Origin of the sequence: Cyclobacterium plantarum (genome assembly GCF_011290685.1) — a bacterium.
Lineage (GTDB): Bacteria > Bacteroidota > Bacteroidia > Cytophagales > Cyclobacteriaceae > Cyclobacterium > Cyclobacterium plantarum.
Genome location: NZ_JAANYN010000002.1, coordinates 475,079 through 495,115, shown reverse-complemented (window position 1 = coordinate 495,115; position 20,037 = coordinate 475,079). Strand labels below are relative to the sequence as shown.

Genomic DNA, 20,037 nt, shown 5'->3' with positions numbered 1-20,037 from the left:
GCTACAAAGTAACCAAATTATTGCTGATTTTTGAGGAAATTGGGCCTTACTTATTAATCTAACCTTCAATTGTGGGGACGATTCAGCTTTTCCGTTTTTGTCTTTTTTCTGGATTAAAGTATCTGAAAAGAAAAAAGTTAACTTGCTAAAGATTTTTTTGGAAGGAATCTCCATTTTTGGATGGAGTGAAATAAAAATATAATCATTCCACTTTTTTAAAATGATATTTGTGGTCAATCCTTAAAAGCTTAATTCTGCCACCCTTTATAAAAATAGGTGTAATTCGAAATTAGGTGAACTCATGAATCCTTTTAAGTTATGAAATTTTTAGCTTCACTCTATTTCCCCTCCAACAACCGCTCCAATCTCACCATCATTTCATCCTTCTCCTTCAACATACGTTCATAAAGTGCAATTTTCTCTTCATGTAGTTTGATAATTTTATCCATCGGATTAAATACTGGATTATTGTACACTACAGCTGAATTATCGTTGAAAGTGCTTGAAATTACTGTAATCGCCTGCTCCTCATCAAAATTTTGAATGGCTTCCACGGGAATTTTCAGGATTTCGGAAACTTGGGCCAGGATGGCATCTTCTACTGTTTCCTTTTGCTCCAGCAAGGAGATTTTCTTTTGGGACCAGTCAGCACCCAGCTCATGGGCCAGGGCTTCCTGCTTGATGCCCAGCATTTCCCTGAACCTCTTGATATTGCGGTCCAGGTGGATTTTTCCCGGCCTGTTGTTACTATCTGTCATTGATCAAAATTAACCATTTCCTTAGAATTGGCTATAAGGTAGTGATGGATTTTTAAATAAAATATCCGTAGGGAGGATAATTTATGCTGGTGAGCATCTGGGTTCGGCCGGGATTTCGTCTTTTTTCCTCCAGCACTTGTTCATGTTTAGAAAATAATATATGCCTTATCAGAATAGGGTAGGGGGCATCGATTATTGAATTTTGTAAGGCTGCAACAAAGTTGACAGCAAATAGAGAGTGGCCTCCATTTAACCGAAAACCTATATGTTAAGATGAATATGACTTTGGACGAATTGATTATTGAGTTGATCATTCAGGACCTAAAACACAATCAGTTGATTTTGGGTCTGGACAGGTTGAACTTGGATGCCGGGTACTGTCATTATTTGGGTATTATGGATCTGATTCAAAGGTTGATGGGGGTTGCGGATGACGCAATGGATGAATTTTCGGCCACCTATATGGCTGCAATGCATCGGAGCCTGGAATTTCCTATTTCACGTTCCGAGGAAGAGCTCAAGCCATTGGCAATAGAATGTTATAAAAACCTAAAAGAAAAGCTTAGGGGATAACCTGAATTGAAGTTAAATATTTTCGGGCTTACCCTTCGGGTCGGGCTACCACTTCGTTTTCATTCCAATCTTTTTCCTATCGCACTTTCCTTGCAAAAAAAGGATTTCCATTATTATCCCTAATCCAATTACCCGAAGGTATAATAAAAACCCGGCTAATTTATTCGTAAATTTAATACTTACCATAAAAAGGAAATGATGTGCGGCAGATACTCCGAAAAACAAGACCTTAAGATAGTTGAAGATCAATTGAAGTTAAGGTTGTCCGAAAAGGCCAAAAACTGGAAGCCTTCTTTCAATATTGCTCCTTCTCAATTGGCTCCGGTGGTCACTTCTGATGAACCTGAGCAGATCGATGTCTTTCATTTCGGTTTGGTGCCCCATTGGGCTAAGGACAAAAAGGTTGGCTATAAAATGATCAATGCCCGGTCAGAAACCCTGCTTGAAAAACCCTCCTATAAACCCTTGGTGGTAAACAATAAAAGGTGCCTGGTCCTGGCTGACAGTTTTTTTGAGTGGAAAAAGGAGGGCAAGGAAAAACAGCCCTTCCGGATTTACCTTCCTGATCGGGAGGTCTTTTTTTTCGCTGGGCTCTGGTCAAGTTGGAAGGATCCTGAGGGCGAAATATATAATTCATATGCTATCATCACCACCTCCTCGAATAAACTGATGGAAAAAATCCATGACAGAATGCCAGTGATTTTGACCAAGGAAGAAGAAAAATTATGGTTGGATCCCGATCAAAACCCCAAGGATTTGCTAAAATTGATGAACGCTTATCCTGCTGATTCCATGGAGGCATATGAAATATCCAAGGAGGTCAACAAACCTGGCAACAATCACCCTGGAATTCTGGATCCGGTTTCGGAATAGAAAAATTAGGCTTCTATGTAATTTCAGTCAGTTTTTCTGGATAAGCTGGAAGGTTTTTTCCTTTTTCGCCTATTCATGCTTTCCGTGGTAACTTCAAATTCAGAATCTTTAATAGCCGTTCGTCCAGGTAGTTCCTAAAATTCCCTGTTTTCATTAGCTGGATAATCCCCTATTGTTAAGGGCCATTACTTGATTCCTTTTTAATCCAGCCTTTCCAAAGCCATGGCCTATCCTGTTTCCGGTTGTGAATTATGATCCATGCAAAGATGAGGGCAGCGGTCCACCCGCCAAGGGTACGCTTCGCCCGATCAAAAAAAAATTGGGTTTTCCGGGGGAAGCCTTCCGCAATTTTTTTGCCCGGCCCTTGGCTTGGGTGCCCCTGGCAGCCCCCGTTCTCTTGGGCATAATCAAATTTCAAACCTTAAACAGTAAAAGTCATGTCACAATTCGAAAAAACTTACATCGGAAAAGGAACCCAGGTAAAGGACCTCAACATCATTAGGTTATCCATCTCCAAAGAAACACTGGAGGAAATCCTAAAAGACCACATGGTAGACTATGATGGCAAAGAATACCTGGTATTTGAAGTCGCCTCCTTAAAAGAGCCAGACCAGTTTGGAAAAACCCATACGGCCTATATCAGCAAAAAGGTAGCTGCTCCGAAAGGGGGGAAGGCCAGGAAATCGAAACCTTAGAGAAAAGCCCTTAGGGGCTTTTTTGTTGCTCTTCAAGAATTGACCGCTTACGGGCAATTTTGTTCGAAATAATTTACATAAATTGGGAGAAAGGTACTTTTTTTAGGTTATACAAAGATTACAGCTGGCATGAAAGTCGCTCAATGGAAACCCGTTAGATAAGGTGTTTGGGGCAGAGAGTTTTTCAGAAAAAAGAAATAAACCAGCAACTAAATAAGATCACATGTGGAAGAATTACCTTAAAATTGCCTACAGAAATTTGATGAGTAACAAAGTTTTTTCTACCATTAATATTCTTGGCCTGGCAGTGGGAATGGGGGTATGCTTGCTAATTTTTCAATACATCCATTTTGAATTGAGTTATGACCGCTTTCATCCTAATTCGGAACAGATTTATCGGTTGACCCAAACCATCAATAAACGGGGAGAAATTATTTCGTATAGTCCTTTTACAACGAACGGACTTGGGGCCGAAGCCAAAACCAATCTTCCTGAAATCGAAGATTTGGTCAGGGTTAATTTCCTTGATTTGAGTCTGGTGGTGATCAATCCGGATGATCAGCTTTCTCATCAGGAGGACAGGCTTTTGTTTGTGGATCCCGGATTTTTAGATTTGTTTCATTACCCATTAAAATACGGGGACAAAGTCTCAGTATTTCAAGAAAAACATGGTATAGTGATTACGGAGCGGATGGCGGTTAAATATTTTGGGGATAATAATCCGGTAGGGAAAACCCTTGAAACAAGCGGTGGGGTTATGAGCGGAAGTTTTGTAGTATCGGGCGTCCTTGAGCCGCTACTGGAAAATTCCCATTTACAATTTGATTTTCTCTTTCCATTGGATTTTCTGATCAGTAAATATGGTAGATACAAAAGTGGTGGGGGATGGGACTGGGATGATTTTGTCACCTATGTATCAATTCAAGATCATTTTAATCCCATAGAAACAGTTGAAAAGTTTGAAGATATCATCACCCTGCACAAGGGTGAAGAATTGGAAAAACTTAATGAAAAATGGAAGATTGGATTGCAACCACTCACTGAAATTCATTTATATTCCAATTTTACCAGGGATTTTGAAACCAATAACGGCAACCTGCGCCATTTGTGGTTTTTTGCGATTGTGGCATCGTTTATCCTGCTGATGGCATGGGTAAATTACGTCAACCTGACCACTTCCCAGGCCATGTTGAGGTCAAAGGAAGTTGGTATTAGAAAATCCATAGGTGCGGATAAAGGTCAACTGATCAGCCAGTTTATGTTGGAAGCCGTTTTGGTCAATTTTACTGCCGCTGTACTGGCACTTGCCCTTTCAGCGGTATTGCTGCCTGTCCTTCAGGAACTTGTTGGGAAGAATATTTACTTTACGCTATTGTCCGACCCCATTTTTTGGGTGGGTTTCATCCTGACGGTTGGAATTGGAACCTTACTTTCCGGACTTTACCCGGCATTCGTTCTGACTTCTTTTCGACCTGTTAATCTGATAAAAACCGGAGGTTTCAATCCCACAAGTAACTGGAGCCTTCGAAAGAGCCTGATCGTGTTTCAGTTTTTCGTTTCCCTATTGCTAATAGCCGGCACCTATCTGGTGTATCAGCAGGTTTTGTACATGAAGAATCAGGAGCTTGGGATGGATGTGGAGGAAATACTTGTCATTGACGGGCCCCGGGTGATCATTGAATCGGTCATTGAAAACGGCACTACCCTGTCGGAACATTATCAGGCATTTAAAAACCAGGCTACGATGCAGCATTCCATTTCATCAGTTACCAGCAGTAGCTCCGTTCCTGGTAAGGGGTACATTTTTGAAAGTATGGTCCGTAAATCTACAGATCCCGATGAAACCCTGGCATTGGGTAATTTTGTATTGATGGATAAGGATTTTATTCCTTCTTATGGATTGGAATTTATTGCTAATACAGAGATTCCTGAAAATATACCGGATTGGACCTATGTACTGATCAATGAAGCTGCTTTGGAAGCCTTGGATTTTGGTTCTGCGGATGCTGCTTTGGGACAAGAAGTTGAATTTTTCAGTTACAAGACCAAAATTCTTGGAGTAGTCAAAAATTTTCATTGGGACTCCCTCAAAGATTCCTACTCCCCAACTTTTTATATTCTTGACAATGCTTACGGAGTTTACTTTTCTGTAAGAATGAACAAGTCGGATATTCAGGGAACAATTGCTCACCTTAAACAGTCGTATGAAAAGGTTTTTCCCGGCGACCCATTCAGTTATTTTTTTCTGGATGAGGAGTTCAACAGGCAATATCAGGCAGACCTGCAGTTTGGAAAATTGTTTACCTCATTTTCGTCATTGGCCGTTTTTATGGCTTGCTTAGGATTGTTTGCACTTGTGTCATTTTCAGCTTCCATGAAGACAAAAGAAATAGGTATTAGAAAGGTTTTGGGTGCTACAAGCCGAAGCCTTATAGGATTGCTGACCAGGGAATATCTTTACCTTCTTTTGTTGGCGGTAATATTGACAGTTCCTGTTATTTACTTCTGGGGGAATTCCTGGCTGGAGAACTTTGCTTTCAGAATTAATATAGGTATTGCGGCTTTTTTGGTGCCAGGGGCAATCATGTTAGTTATTGCCATGGTCACTGTAATGGGCAGAATCTTAAGTACTACCAGAGAGAATCCTGTAAAGGCATTGAAGGCGGAATAGGATAGTTAATGAATCGTTTTCCATCTGGATAAGAACAGGGGTCAAATCTCAATCCATGATGATAGCGTCGTTTATTCAAATTTGGAAGGATCAGCCATAAAACTACTTTTCTCTGAAAATTTGGGCTTTTGAGAAAAGAAAAGGAAAAAAAAGTAAAAACCTAAGGCAGGTATATTTATAAAATTGTCTAATTTATTAACGGTAATATGTTAATTTAATTGACAATGAAAGATATCTCCCTGATCGTAATGCAATTGAAAAACCGGCAAGTTCAGATTGAGCGGAAAATCAACCAGCTGATAGACCAGAACCTGGATCCCTTTCCATTTGAAAGGTTGGAAAAAGGTAAAAAGTTAAATGAGCTGATTCAAAAAATCCTGCAAGCGATCGAAGGAGACGACTTGATCCTGGCTGGTATGCATATCAAGGAATTGGAAATTGAGGGCTTGAAACAGGACCTTTGATGGTATTGCCGCTTTTGGGGTATTGAAGGAAAAATTATATATGATCAGTGACCTCTTCGTTCCAGTTCCCTCAGAAGTTCCTCGTTTCTGCGCTCCAGTTTCCTAATCGTTTGATCAGTGTTCCGTTCTTTTGGTTTGGAAAGCGAATAAATAAACCAGACCCACACGGAAATGGCCACTATCAGACCCGGCCATTCGTTTTCGCTGCCCAAAGCACCGAACATGGCTATTGTGCCAATAAAGGACACAAGGATAAGTTTGATCAGGAATTTCATGGCCTCAACAGTTGAAAATGATAACTTAATTTAATCAATTTGTGGATAAAATAAAAGTATTTTAGTTGAAAAAATTTATAATAATTAACTTAATATCAATGGTTTAAGTTGTGTTGCCCAAAAAGTGCCAGGTGGTGTTTAGTTAGTAATTTAAATTTAAAAGGGAAGGGGAGAGGTTGATGTTTATTTGATAACTCGACCAAAAAATTATTTCGACTTAAAATCCTCAATGACTTTGTCCAGCCAAAAGATAATAAAATTCAGGTAAAACTAAATGGCTTGGAATTTCAAACCTTTGGCATATCCGGAGAAAAAAATTACAAATAGCCCCAGAATTAGCCCCACATTTAAAAAGAAGAACCCTAACAGCTTGTAAATTAAGCTATTAGGGTTTCTTCCTGCGGAATGGACGGGACTCGAACCCGCGACCTCCTGCGTGACAGGCAGGCATTCTAACCAGCTGAACTACCACTCCAATATTTTATATTTCAAAATTCGAACCAGCGACCTTCCCGACGAGTCGGGACAGGCATTCTAACCAGCTGAACTACCACTCCAATATTTTATATTTCAAAATTCGAACCTTTGACCATCCGGACTTGCCTGAAAAGGCAAAAGTACCAGCTATTATTTTTGGTATTTGTAAGGTTGAATTTCTACTCTAAATTTTTTCTTTTTTGTACTTCTCTTTTGAAGTGATGCAAAGGTAGGTTTTTGTTTTTTTTCTCACAAGGGGACGATGAAAAAAATATCCCGAAGGTTTTTATTACTTTCATTTTCAATGAGATTGATTTTAGATTTAAGGTCCTTTGGTATAATAGTTTTGAATCCAAACCTGATTATCCTTGAAAAGTAAGAATTTATCCAAACCTACATGTTGTTTTAAAAATCTTCTTATCACCTATTTTTAACCCTATTTTCGTCTCCATTCTAAAAAAAAATTTCTATCTTAAAGCATCTTATATTTTTCTCAAAATAAATTATCAGATAGTGAAAGAATCAGAATTACATCAGGAAATTCCATTTTTTAAGAGCTTCCAGGAATATCTCAGAGAGTTCGTATATGGAGGAATAGATGGGGCGGTGACGACCTTTGCGGTGGTTGCCGGGGCAGTGGGAGCCGGTCTCGATCCCCTGGTCATTATCATTTTGGGTTTTGCCAATCTCTTTGCCGATGGGCTGTCTATGTCTATAGGCGCCTATCTTTCTTCCAAATCAGACAAGGAAAATTTTCAGAAGCACAAAAGTATTGAATATTGGGAGGTGGAACACTTGCCCGGGAAAGAAAGAGAAGAAATAGAAGTAATTTACAGAGAAAAAGGATTTGAGGGAGAATTGCTTCAACAAGTGGTTGATGTGATCATTTCAGACAAAGACAGGTGGGTAAATGAAATGATGAAAGACGAACTCAATATGATGGAAGAAAATAAAAGCCCGCTGAAAATTGGACTGGCAACATTGATTTCATTTATTGCTGTGGGTTTTATTCCACTTACAGTATACGTTTGGGATTATTTTTATACCAGCAGATTTGATGTCTTTTTCTGGACCTGTCTGCTCACAGGCATGGCTTTTTTGGTGGTTGGCGCTCTGAAAAGCTGGGCCAATCAAACCGGTCTCGTTAAAAGTGTATTGGAGACACTTGCTTTAGGCTTTATCGCAGCTCTGGTAGCATATTATGTCGGAGACCTTCTTGAAGCTTTCTTGCTGCAATAAAAAAAGGAGTCAATGACCTTCAGAGACTCCGTTATGGGTTTATATTAACTGACTGCAGCTATATTGTTTGGCAATTTGCCCTACTGAGTAAGTATTTAATTAGTAATAATTTTTTAAACTTAACAAAAAGAAATGGAAGGACAAGGCTCCAATAAACTTATATTTTAGAAAAAATTAAAAAAAATATAAAATTCCATAATCGAAGAATAATCAAAATTAAATTTTAGTAAAATAGGCAAAAAAACACATATTAAATGTATTTTATACATTTAATATGTGTTTTTTTGCCAGCTCCTGGCAAGCGAATAGGGAATACACCATGATCCTAATTAGGTTGAAATAATTGAATAGTTAATTATAAGGTAAAGTAAAGAAAATATTTGGATGTATCTTTCGGGAACCATAGTCCCTAAAATCACAACTTGTATTCAAATTGCAGAGCTTCTTTCCTGGATTGAAAATTATTCTGCTATGAATCCCTGTTTGATTAAGAAATCAGATGTTTCCTCGATGGTTTGTTGGTAAATATCATGGTTCTTAAAATTGAAAAAACCATGTCCTTCCCCCTCATAAAGAATCAATTCACAATAACTCCCCACCTTTTCCATCACCATTTGGTAGTATTGAGCTGTGATTACTGGTATCAACCGGTCTTCTGTTCCTAAAAAGAAAAGGGTAGGAGGGGCTCCTTCGGTAATGTTGTGGATGGGTGAGAATTCCTTGTAATGGGCTCCAATCCGTTCATAACCATAACCCCCAGGACCATTGTCAATGACCGGATTGAAAAGCACCAGGGCAGCAGGTTTTGGATCAGGGTAGTTTTCCTGAGAAGTATCTACGATTTTGGTTAGGGCAGTCGCTGCAGCCAAATGACCTCCTGCCGATCCTCCTGAGGCTACGATTCTGGAGCTATCAATACCCCACTTTTCAGCATTTAATTTGAGGTATCTCATTGCCGCCCTGGCATCCTCCAATGCCTCGAAAGGGCTGGTTTGATGCCTTGACCGGACCCTGTAATCTGCCAAAACGGTAACCATCCCTTTTTGGGCAAAAAATGCCGCATGTGGCCTAAATTGGTCGGGAGAGCCACCGTTCCAACCGCCTCCAAAAAAGAATATCATTGCCGGCCTTAATGAGTTTGTGTCGTCCGGAATAAAAATTTCCAGACCCAAGCTGTCTTTTGAGGCGATTTTGTACACTTCTTTGATGGTATCCTGGGCAAAAGAAAGTGAAACAGTAAGCAAGAAAAGGAATAGGGCACCTATTGCTTGAAGATTTGTATTTTTCATGTGATAATGGTTTTAAACTTCAATCCCTGATGTTTGATGATGTGCATTGCCTCTGCGGCTTTTTCTATGCCGTGTGCTACTCTTTTGTCAAACAACCTTTTGGTAGAAACCAGGCTGTCTCCAAGATAACCGGAATCAGGCTGGATAATTATGGTTTTAAATGCTTTTAGTTTTTGATCCGTCCTTCGCCGGAGTTTGTAATTGAAATTATAAAGGGTCTGCTCCGCTCCAACCTGATGCAGGATATCATTGATTCTCAGGTATTCCCTGATATCGTTGTTGAATATTTCATTGAGACTGATATCCGTCAAAGCCCTCAGCGCTATTTGAGCAATATTGGCTTGCTGATAATTGCCCGGAATAGGCTCGTGAGCGTTGCAATTAATAATCATTAAGGTATAATCATGTTCCGGATCCTGGTTAATATCTTCCAATACATCTCCCAGCGGAGATACATTTTTGATGCCCCCGTCTATCAGTTGTTCAAGCCTTCCCCGGCTGGTGTGTATCGTTGGAACAGGCTCCCAAACAATGGGGATGGCCGAGGATGCCAGGACGCCTTTTTGAAAATCCTCATCTGAGGAAAACTCCTGGCTTTCAACAGCATGGTATTTCCCATCATTCAATGAGACAAACCCGCATCGGAAAAGCCTATCCTTTATATTGGCTCTTTTTAGCAGGCCTTCAAGTTTTTTTCCAAGAGGGGCATTGTCTGCCAAAGCCTTAAATTCACTAAAGTTAAGGGTAAAGCTTTCAGCTGCCTGATCCAAGGTTTTCCGCAAAAAATCCCGCTGCTTTTTATTCGAAAAAATCAAGGGTAATATTTCCCAAAAAGATAGATCGGGCTTAAAATCCGGGATGAACCTTTCAAATAAAATTGCAGGATTAATTTTGAAAACTACTTCTTCGGAGCTGGATTGGGTATCTATAAAATCTGAAGTGTAAATTTCCTCCACACCATTGGTCCTGACATTTGACCAGATCTCACTCAACTCATCAAATTGATTGCTGGCGATTAATGCGCCATTCAGTGAGCCTACCGAAACCCCTGCTACAATATCAAAATTCAGGGGATCCCGGTCACAACCCAGAGTTTTCCAATGGTCCCTGAGATAATTCAAAGCACCAATCTGGAAAGCCCCATTAAAGCCACCCCCACTTAAAACCAAGGCTAATTTCTTCATTTCAGAAATTGCGAAAAAATAAGTTAAAATGCAATTTTATATTTGAGAATTATAGGATCTTCTTCATCAGATAATCTTTGAATGCTTTTCAGGAGTTTTTTTTCATGTTTCCCAAAATAAGACTCATCCAATGCTCTCTGCCAATCCTCTTGTTGCATCACCTGATAAAAATACCCATCGCTGGAATAACTTTTATTCCGTACATCCATTAAAGCTTTGGTAATCTTTTTCATACCTGTATCAGGATGGATAAAAACATCATAAAAAGGAAATGTGGAAAGGTCATCCCTGTTGAAATCAGGGTTTTTCTGTATTCCGTAGGCCAATAATTTCAAGGTTCCACCGCTAATACTGATATGGCCTGTATTAAAGGCGTAATTTTGTGAAAGCAAAACTTTTTCTATGAATTCCCCACCTTCCAGTTCGAAATCAACTGGATTTATGCTTTTGTCGCCAAAATCAAGGGTAGCATAAATTGATGTAGAATCTTCATGATAATGGTAAATGGTGTCGGAAAGCCCGTAATTTAATAAATGACTACCTTCCATTTTGGCGAGTAGTCCAGGATTCAATTCACCACTATATGGCAGGCTGGCAACAGGGAGGGTTTTTGAGGTTTTTGGTTCCAGTTGAATATCGTGGAATATTTTATTTCTTTCATTCCCAGAAGGCTCGGATGATATCAAGAATCTTTTAGGAGAAATAAATGAAACTGTAGGTACAAAGTTAAAGGCTCCCAAATCTATTTGCTCTTTAAATTCAAACGCCGGAAGGCCATACTTAACAATGGTTCCTCTCCCTGTATTGATATACATTTCATTGTTTTCCACCATCAATCCGTGCAAGGATGGATATTCTTCCGGACCATCTCCTTTCCTGTTCCAACTTCTGAGGTGATTGCCCGCTAAATCAAAAGAGTGGATGGATAAGTCATTGTGGCATCTGCTGGCATAGTAAAACTTGTCATTGACGACCAATTCGTGAACCCTGCAGGATAGGTTTATCAGACTGTCCTTCGGGGCAAGTAAAGGAATAAATTCAATAGCTGATACACAGTCCTCAAAATTGAAAAGCGAATTCTCATCCAATAGAATGGAGGAGGTATGAAGAATGTTCTTTTCCTTAGGTTGACATTGGACAAAAAGCCATACCAGAAAAAAAATGATCGTGAGGTGACCGTTAAAGTTCCGGAATTTATTAATTGGGTCCTGCTTTGGCAATACTTTCATCAACATGATCTTTAAATTTCTCAAAATTTTCCCGAAACAGACTTACCAACTTGCTTTTTAATTTTGAAAATTGTTTCTGGTCTTTCCAGGTATTTTCCGGAACCAATATTTCTGAAGGAACATTGGGACAACTCAAGGGAATCTCCAACCCGAATTCTTCCTCCCGCTGGGTTTTCACGACATCAAAATCACCATTGTGAATAGCATCTAAAATGGCACGGGTATATTTAAGTTTTATCCTGGAACCAACGCCATACGCTCCACCACTCCATCCGGTATTGACCAACCAGGCTGAAACATCGCATTCCTTCATTTTTTTGGCCAGTAGTTCGGCATACCGGTTGGGATGCCACATCATAAAAGCCGCTCCAAAACAAGCACTGAAAGTGGCCTGAGGTTCTTTGATCCCCATTTCTGTACCTGCAACTTTGGCGGTATATCCCGAAATAAAGTGATAACTGGCTTGTTCGGGATTGAGTTTGCTCACGGGAGGCAGCACCCCAAATGCATCACAGGTAAGAAAAATGATGTTTTTAGGTGGTCCTGCGATACAGGGGATTTGTGTGTTATTGATAAAATCAATGGGGTAGGAGGCCCGGGTATTTTGGGTAATAGCCGTGTCGGAATAATCTACTTCCCTGGTTTCAGGATCATATACTACATTTTCCAGTACGGTGCCATACCGAATGGCGTTGAAAATATCCGGTTCCTTTTCTTCGCTCAAATCAATGGCCTTGGCATAACATCCCCCCTCAATATTAAAAACCCCATCCCGGTGCCAGCAATGTTCATCATCTCCGATGAGTTTTCGACCGGGGTCTGCACTGAGAGTTGTTTTGCCGGTTCCGGATAAGCCGAATAACAAGGATACATCCCCTTCATTGCCTACATTCGCCGAACAGTGCATGGGTAAAACCTCCTGCAATGGCATCAGGTAATTCATAATCGAGAATATACCTTTTTTCATTTCTCCGGCATATTCTGTTCCCAATATGACAACTTCTTTTCTTTCCAGACTTAATCCAATACTGGTTTTGGATGTCATGGTTGTGGTAAAATGATTTGCAGGGAAACTGCCCGCATTAAAAATGACGTAATCGGGTTCGCCAAAAGACTTTAATGCTTCTCTTTCAGGCATGATCAGCATGTTTTGCATAAAAAGGGCGTGATAAGCTCTGGTACATATTATCCTGATTTTCAACCGATAATTGGGGTCCCAGCCTGCGAATGCATCCACCACATACAAATGTTCTCTTGTATTGAGGTAATCAATGGCCCTTTCTCTGTTAACCATAAAGGTATGTTCATCCATTCCATAATTAACAGGTCCCCAGTCTATATTTTTTTCAGAAGCAGCGTGCCTCACCACCCTTTTGTCTCTTGGGCTTCGGCCCGTTTTCTTGCCTGAATAGACCATTAGGGCTCCTTTACTTGAAATAGCAGAACCCTTCTCAAGTTTTAAAGCCGATTCATATAAGATGGCCTTTTCACTATTTCTCAGGATATTAGTAACTTCAATGCCGTAAGCTTGTAAATTAAACTCCATAAATAATATTGGTTTTTATTATTTGGGATTTGAAAATACAACCTTATCTTAAAATTATCAAAAAAAAATGTGAAAGGATGATATGTATCAGGATTTCACATTCTTTTGTAATCCAATGAATCTACATTTTACCCCTTAGCATTTGGTTCCAGTAAAGATAGGGCAAGCCATATTTTTTCAGCAACCACATGGGGTACAATTCCTTAGAGGTATCAAAAATCTTGCTTAAAATGGGATCACTATCCCTTACGTTATCATACTTAAACTCAGCCAGAACCATTTTACCATAACCGGTTACGAGAGGGCAGCTGGAATATCCTTCATATATTTTTTCACCCAATTTATTATTTTTGACCAGATGGAGCAAATTGCTCACTACAACAGGTGCTTGTTTCCGAATAGCAGCACCTGTTTTGGCTGTGGGAAGAGCCGCTACATCTCCTAAAGCAAAGATCTCCGGGTAGTCAAGATGTTGTAAAGTATTGATATCCACCTTAACCCAGCCTTTGGAGGGGCCCTCCTGGTATGCTATTTTTGATTGTTGAATGAATTTTGGCGCTTCCTGTGGAGGGGCCAGGTGAAGCATGTCATAGGGCATTACGATTTCGGTGTCCCTGACAACTTCCTCTTTGATCCGATTGTCTTCAGTTCCTACGCAACTGTTAATACCGGATTGTGAATATTTAAAATGGATTTTTTTGTTTTTCGAGTCAATTTTAATAGGCGTATAAAACGGTTTGAAATAGATGTCTCTTTCCTGAATAATCTTGTTCAGGGTCTTTGCAAAATCTTTAACCCCGAAAATAACAGTACCAGGGGTGGCAAAAATTACGTTTGACTTGTTTCTCAAACCATTTTTCCTGAGATAATCCTCTGCCAGATACATGATTTTTTGTGGAGCCCCGCCACATTTGATGGGGGTGGCAGGTTGGGTAAATACGGCATTACCACCCTTGAAATTGCGTAGAACCTCCCAGGTATATTCCGGGTCCACATAATTGGAGCATACCCCTTCCTTGCCCAGACTGTCTCTCAATCCTTCTATTCCATCAAGATTCATTACCAATCCCGGTGCGACAACAAGGTATTCATATCCAATTTGACCCGTAGCCGCAGTATTAACTGTTTTTGTCTCAGGGTCTATGGCCGTTGCCGCATCTTTGATCCAATCTACTCCTTTGGGTATATAGTTTTTCTCTTCCCTGATGGTTTTTTGCATATCGAATGTACCAGCCCCTACCAAAGTCCAGGCAGGTTGGTAATAATGTTTATCAGAGGGTTCAATTAATCCTATTTGCAAATTTTTCTCAGCTCTTTTCAATCTGGCAGCAACCATGATCCCGGCTGTTCCTCCTCCGATAATTAAAATTTTATACTTTTTCATTGGTTTTTGGTTTTATAAACTTAAAAAAATGAAATAAAAACAAATTAGTATGTAATAAAAATCACAATACTTATCAAAGTCCATATGTTTTGGTATTTTTAAAAAATTGGAATCAACAGGAAAACCAGTCAGTTGTAATTTGTATTCTGTACGTTTAAAAAAGCACATTCATGAACAAATTAATTATTTCGAGTAGCTAATCCAAGAAGTGTTAAACATCTGATTGTTAACAGTACACATTTTTATGGCCTTTAATGAAATCAAAAAACCCCAGTGGATAAAGCCAGATTAGTTAATTATAAACCCTAGCCCCAAACAAAAAACATGGAAAGCTCTGCTTCATTTCAAGAGATGGTGAAGGATGCCTTATTCAGTTCTTTTGAGCATCCCTATGTGATCATTGATAAAAGCCAGCAAATCCTGAAGACAAATGGAGATACGCGTTCATTCCTTTTATTTTCAAAAAAGAAGGAGAATGTCAATTTACTGGAAGCCATAAAACCTGAATTAAAGCTGGAAATCAATGAATTGATAGCCAGGGCGATGGATAAAAATAGCAATGAAAATGGAAATATAAACAGACTTTCTTTTTCTGGTGGATTATTTCCAATTCGGATCATTGTCAGGCCACTAGTTTCAGGCAAGTCAAATGAAACCTACTTCCTGATTATTTTTGAGAAATTGGATGCAGAGGTTTTTTTTAATGGAAGGAATGATCAGATTTCACCGAATTCTGATGAAAATACGGTCAGCAACCTGAAAAAGGAATTGAAAAATGCCAAATTGGCGCAGGAAAGGACCGAAAGAAATTTGAATAGGTTACTGGAACAGTCATTGGACGTATTTTGTACCATTGATGAGATAGGAAATTTTCTTTGGTTGAGTGAAGCAGTCAAGAGCCTTTTTGGATACCCCGCAAGCGAATTGAAAGGAAAGTCATTTTTGGAATTGGTGTCTAGGGAAAATCGGTACAAAAGTCTTCGGACTGCTCTGGAACTGATGAAGGGAAAGTCCAATGTTAGTTTTGAAAATAGTCACATTAGAAAAGACGGTTCGATTATCCCCATCATTTGGTCCGCACGCTGGCATCCTGAAGATAAAATTGCTTATTGTTTTGGCAGTGATGCCACCACCCAAAAGGAGGCGGCATCCAAATTAAGGACCAATGAGGCTTTGCTCTCCGAGGCCCAAAAAATGGCCAATATGGGGAGCTGGAATTATGATTTCAAGCAACAGCAGTTGATTTGGTCAGATGCATCTTATCATGTATTTGGGCTTAAAAAGGAGACCTTTTCGGTCAATTATCGTTCTTTTTTGGATTTGGTTGTTGAGGAATACCAGAGCATGGTAGGCCAAACGTATAGACGGTTTAAGGAAACGGGCGAGCCATTTTCCATCAGCTATCAAATACTTACAGCCGATGGGGAAGAACGGGTAATAGAAGAACATGGCTACAGTGAAATCGACGAGGATGGAACTATTGTCCGGCTTTTTGGAACGGTTCAAAACGTTACAGAGAGGAAAAAGGTGGAAGAGGAAATTAAATCCAGCAACCAACGATTCAAATACGTTACTCAGGCCACTTCAGATGTGATCTGGGATTGGGATCTCCAGGCAAAACGGGTTTATTGGGGAGACAATTATCAGGAAATCTTTGGTGAAATTCCTTCTGATAATCACCTGCCGGATGTAGAAAAAGTAGTCAAAAGACTTCATCCCGAAGAAATTTCCAATGTCATAGAATCATCAGCCCAGGTGGTGAAAAGTAAAGAAAACCATTGGGCATATGAACACCGATACCTAAAGTCAGATGGGTCTTATGCCTATGTAAGCAATAAAGCATTGGTTATCAGAGGCTCCAATGGCAGGGCCAAAAGGGTGATTGGGGCCATGCATGACATCACCAATAGCAGGAGAGAAAGTATTCAGAAGCAATTTTTATCTGAGATCAGTCAAATATTTAAAAGAGAAAAAACCTTACAATCAAGCCTGGTTTCACTGCTCTCACATTTGATGAAATTCGGGAAATTTCAAATAGGGGAGATTTGGTTGTTGAACACCAACAGTGAGCGATTGGATTTATTCGCCCATCATGCAGACCAAAAGCGAAAGGAATCATTTTACGGTAGAATGGAAAAAAAGATCCAGCTATCAGAAGGAGAAGGACTGCCTGGAATGGTTTGGCAATCAAAACAAATGGTCATTTGGGATGATATTTACAAGAAAGAGAGCTTTATTCGTAGAGAAGCTGCACTAGCATCAGGTTTACTTTGTGCTTTTGGAATTCCACTTAGTCACTATGGGGAATTTACCGGTGTGTTGTTATTAGGCTCAGTGACAACAGTCGATAAACTTTTAATCCATAAACCCCTTTTCAAAGAGCTGGAGGATTTTCTTGGAAGCGAGATTCAGAGAAAAGAGTTAGAGGAGCAATTAATAAGGATTTACGATGCTGCTCCCGAGATTGTTTGTGTGGCTGGATTTGACGGATTTTTTAAGAAGGTTAACCCGGCAATGTGTTCTCTTCTGGGTTATTCTGAGGAAGAAATTCTCAAAACACGCATCATTGATTTTACCCACCCTGAAGACAGGGAGAAAACCAATAATGAATTTATAGCACTGAACGGGGGAGTCGGACAGCTTAAATTTGAAAACCGGTTCCTAACCAAATCAGGCAAAACCTTGTGGCTTTCCTGGTCCACCAATATTTTCCAGGAGGAGAAAATTACCTACAGTGTGGCCAAGGATATCACCGAACAAAAGGAACTGGAATTGTTGTTGGACAATGCTACCAAACTGGCCAAAATTGGGGGTTGGGAGATAGATCTGATAAACGAATCAATTTATTGGTCTGCTATGACAAAGGAGATTCATGAGGTACCAGCAGATTTTTTACCTGATTTGGAAACTGGAATCAATTTTTATAGAGAAGATGTAAGGGAAGATGTGAAATCCAGCATCAGCAAAGCCATTCAGGAAGGGAAATCCTTTGATTTTGAAATGCCCCTGGTCACGGCAAAGGGGAATGAGAAATGGGTAAGGGTGATTGGAAATGCCGAGTTCAGGGATGGCAAGTGTGCGAGAATTTATGGAAGTTTTCAGGATATACATGACAAAAAGGTAGCAGAGATGAGGCTACAGGTCACGGCCGACAATATTCCCGGGGTTATTTTTAAATATCACCTGTATCCGGATGGGACCGATAAAATCACCCAGCTCACCAAAGGAGCCTTTGACCTGTATGGCTATTCCCCCGGGGAATGTATGGAAAATATTCATCTTATCTGGGATCAAACAAAAGCCGGAGGTGATTTTGAGGCAGTAAGGTCCAGTATCATGAAGTCTGCTAAGCAAATGGAAAGGTGGCACTGTCAGTACAGGTCGAAAAGGCCAGACGGAAAAATTCTTTGGCATGAGGGTTTCGGGACGCCACAAAAACAGCCGGACAACAGTATCGTTTGGGACTCCCTGATCATTGATATTTCCGAGAAGAAAAAGCTCGAAGATTTGCTCGCCAGAGCCAGCAAGCTGGCCCGAATTGGTAGTTGGGAAATGGAGATTTTGGAAGGTACAGGCAAACCCATGTATTGGTCCTCTTCAACCAGGGAGATATATGAAGTCAATGAGGCCTATTCTCCAACTTTGGACAAAAACCTGACCTTCTTCAAAGGTGACAACAACAGAAAAATCAGGGAAGCCATTGATAAATTGATTCAAACAGGTGAGGAATACGACCTGGAGCTGATGATAGAGACTGCCAGGGGAAATAAAAAATGGATCAGAAGTATCGGTCAATCCGAATGGTTTCGTGGAAAATGCCAGAAAATTTTCGGAAGCGTACAGGATATTCATTTGAGAAAGTTGGCTGAGGAGAAACAAAGAAAACTATTGCAGGAAAGGAACAGTATCCTTGAAAGTATAGGTGATGGTTTCTTTGCAGTGGACAAGGACTGGATCATCACCTATTGGAACCGTAAGGCTGAAAAAATTCTGGGTAGACCTAAAGAGGAGGTTTTGGGTGCCAATCTATGGGAAGTTTATCAGGATAAAGCTGCCAGAGAATTTTTTCCGGAATATAACCAGGCCATGGAGAATCAGGAGGTGGTAAATTTTGAACGATATTACAGCGGTCTGGATATATGGGTCGAAATCAGCATCTATCCTTCTGCTGAAGGTTTATCTGTTTATTTTAAGGATATTACAGAAAAGAAGCTGGCATTTGAGGCGGTTAAAACTTCTAATGAAAGGTTCAAATTGGTCAATAAAGCCACCAATGATGCGATTTATGATTGGAATATTTCCACTGGAATCACCCTTTGGGGCGAGGGTTTTGAGAGGATTCTCGGCTACAAAGGAGAGGAATTCACCCATTTGGATCAGTTTATAGCAATCATTGCTCCAGAGCAAAGGGAAGGCTTTAAAATTGATCTCAATAATGCATTAGAGCAAAAGGATTCCAGTATATGGGAAAGGGAATATGTTTTAAAAAAGTTGGATGGAAGTATGGCTGAAATTCTGGAAAGAGGTTATATCCTTAGGGATAATAAATCCGGTGAAGCTGTCAGGATGGTGGGTGCCTTAAATGACATCACCCAGCGAAAGGTTTACGAAAATTCACTCAAGCAATTGAATACCGATTTGAAAAAATATACCAGAGACCTGAGCAGGTCCAATGCGGAACTGGAACAATTTGCTTATATCGCTTCTCATGACCTTCAGGAGCCATTGCGAATGGTGACAAGCTTCCTTTCCCAACTGGAGAAAAAATACGACAAAGCGCTAGATGAAAAAGCCCATCAATACATCCATTTTGCGGTAGATGGAGCCAGAAGAATGCGACAAATAATTCTCGATTTATTGGAGTTTTCCAGGGTGGGACGAATGGATGGAAGACTTGTGGAGCTGGATGTAGGCAAACTGCTGGAAGATGTATTGCACCTGCAAAGAAAATCAATTGAAGAAAAAAACGCTTGTTTTGCTATAGGTCCCATGCCGGTCATCAAGGCTTTTCGTTCGCCAATGGTTCAGATTTTTCAAAACCTTATAGAAAATGCGTTGAAGTATAAAAGAAAGCACATTGAACTAAAAATCTACATTAAAGCAGTTGAACTACCAGATGCCTGGCAGTTCCTGGTAGAGGATAATGGAATAGGCATAGAAGAGCAGTATTTTGACAAAATATTTGTCCTGTTTCAAAGACTGCATAAATCCGATCAATATGCGGGGACTGGAATGGGACTTGCAATTGTCAAGAAGCACGTAGAAAACCTAAATGGTAACATTTGGGTAAATTCGGTAGTCGGCAAAGGTACGGGTGTCTATTTTACCATTCCCAAAAACCTCGAAGAAAAGGAAGTATTGGGGTGAAAATAAAAATAGG

General features: G+C 40.0%; 14 protein-coding genes and 1 tRNA gene. 7 read left to right on the top strand and 8 right to left on the bottom strand.

Translation table 11 applies throughout. The annotated features are described in order from the left end of the window. Positions 1-338 precede the first annotated feature (338 nt). On the bottom strand, positions 339-758 hold the full coding sequence (locus G9Q97_RS06125; RefSeq protein WP_166144206.1) for a helix-turn-helix transcriptional regulator: 420 nt from the start codon (positions 756-758) through the stop codon (positions 339-341). Between the two features lie 273 nt (positions 759-1,031). On the opposite strand from G9Q97_RS06125, the gene G9Q97_RS06120 reads away from it, so the two are divergent. The 5 genes from G9Q97_RS06120 (at position 1,032) to G9Q97_RS06100 (ending at position 6,034) form a co-directional block, all read left to right on the top strand. Then, positions 1,032-1,331, top strand: a complete 300-nt coding sequence (locus G9Q97_RS06120; protein ID WP_166144204.1) for a hypothetical protein — start codon at positions 1,032-1,034, stop codon at positions 1,329-1,331. A 195-nt stretch (positions 1,332-1,526) separates the two neighbouring features. Further along, entirely contained in the window at positions 1,527-2,204 is a 678-nt protein-coding gene (locus G9Q97_RS06115; protein WP_246255450.1) for an SOS response-associated peptidase, read from the top strand. Between the two features lie 437 nt (positions 2,205-2,641). Then, on the top strand, positions 2,642-2,899 hold the full coding sequence (locus G9Q97_RS06110) for a hypothetical protein (protein ID WP_166144202.1): 258 nt from the start codon (positions 2,642-2,644) through the stop codon (positions 2,897-2,899). A 223-nt stretch (positions 2,900-3,122) separates the two neighbouring features. Beyond that, positions 3,123-5,570, top strand: coding sequence for an ABC transporter permease (locus G9Q97_RS06105; protein WP_166144200.1), 2,448 nt, complete (start codon positions 3,123-3,125; stop codon positions 5,568-5,570). A gap of 224 nt (positions 5,571-5,794) precedes the next feature. Then, entirely contained in the window at positions 5,795-6,034 is a 240-nt protein-coding gene (locus G9Q97_RS06100; RefSeq protein ID WP_166144198.1) for a hypothetical protein, read from the top strand. Positions 6,035-6,078: 44 nt separating this feature from the next. On the opposite strand, the gene G9Q97_RS06095 is transcribed toward G9Q97_RS06100, so the two are convergent. Both G9Q97_RS06095 and G9Q97_RS06090 read right to left on the bottom strand, forming a co-directional pair. Continuing rightward, positions 6,079-6,309 (bottom strand): hypothetical protein, encoded by a 231-nt coding sequence (locus G9Q97_RS06095; protein WP_166144196.1) that lies wholly within the window; start codon positions 6,307-6,309, stop codon positions 6,079-6,081. Between the two features lie 401 nt (positions 6,310-6,710). Continuing rightward, positions 6,711-6,784, bottom strand: a tRNA-Asp gene (locus tag G9Q97_RS06090). Between the two features lie 515 nt (positions 6,785-7,299). Between G9Q97_RS06090 and G9Q97_RS06085 the strand changes: the two genes are divergently transcribed. Then, a complete protein-coding gene (locus tag G9Q97_RS06085; RefSeq protein ID WP_166144194.1) occupies positions 7,300-8,025 on the top strand; it encodes a VIT1/CCC1 transporter family protein in 726 nt (241 codons plus the stop codon). Positions 8,026-8,486: 461 nt separating this feature from the next. Here the strand turns inward: G9Q97_RS06085 and G9Q97_RS06080 are convergent, their stop codons facing one another. The 5 genes from G9Q97_RS06080 to G9Q97_RS06060 all read right to left on the bottom strand — a co-directional run bounded on the left by G9Q97_RS06080 (position 8,487) and on the right by G9Q97_RS06060 (position 14,657). Beyond that, positions 8,487-9,314, bottom strand: a complete 828-nt coding sequence (locus G9Q97_RS06080) for an alpha/beta hydrolase (protein WP_166144192.1) — start codon at positions 9,312-9,314, stop codon at positions 8,487-8,489. Next, entirely contained in the window at positions 9,311-10,498 is a 1,188-nt protein-coding gene (locus tag G9Q97_RS06075; RefSeq protein ID WP_166144189.1) for a patatin-like phospholipase family protein, read from the bottom strand. The genes G9Q97_RS06080 and G9Q97_RS06075 overlap by 4 nt, the downstream gene beginning before the upstream one ends. Before the next feature lie 23 nt (positions 10,499-10,521). Further along, positions 10,522-11,727: a 6-bladed beta-propeller gene (locus G9Q97_RS06070; RefSeq protein ID WP_166144187.1), complete on the bottom strand. Its 1,206-nt coding sequence runs from the start codon at positions 11,725-11,727 to the stop codon at positions 10,522-10,524. After that, on the bottom strand, positions 11,696-13,273 hold the full coding sequence (pckA, locus tag G9Q97_RS06065) for a phosphoenolpyruvate carboxykinase (ATP) (RefSeq protein WP_166144185.1): 1,578 nt from the start codon (positions 13,271-13,273) through the stop codon (positions 11,696-11,698). The genes G9Q97_RS06070 and pckA overlap by 32 nt, the downstream gene beginning before the upstream one ends. Before the next feature lie 121 nt (positions 13,274-13,394). Further along, positions 13,395-14,657, bottom strand: a complete 1,263-nt coding sequence (locus G9Q97_RS06060) for an NAD(P)/FAD-dependent oxidoreductase (protein ID WP_166144183.1) — start codon at positions 14,655-14,657, stop codon at positions 13,395-13,397. Between the two features lie 324 nt (positions 14,658-14,981). Here G9Q97_RS06060 and G9Q97_RS06055 point away from each other — a divergent pair, with 324 nt between their 5' ends. Further along, positions 14,982-20,024 carry a PAS domain S-box protein gene (locus G9Q97_RS06055; RefSeq protein ID WP_166144181.1) on the top strand — a complete coding sequence of 1,681 codons (5,043 nt, stop codon included), beginning with the start codon at positions 14,982-14,984 and terminating at the stop codon, positions 20,022-20,024. The last annotated feature ends 13 nt before the right edge of the window (positions 20,025-20,037 follow it).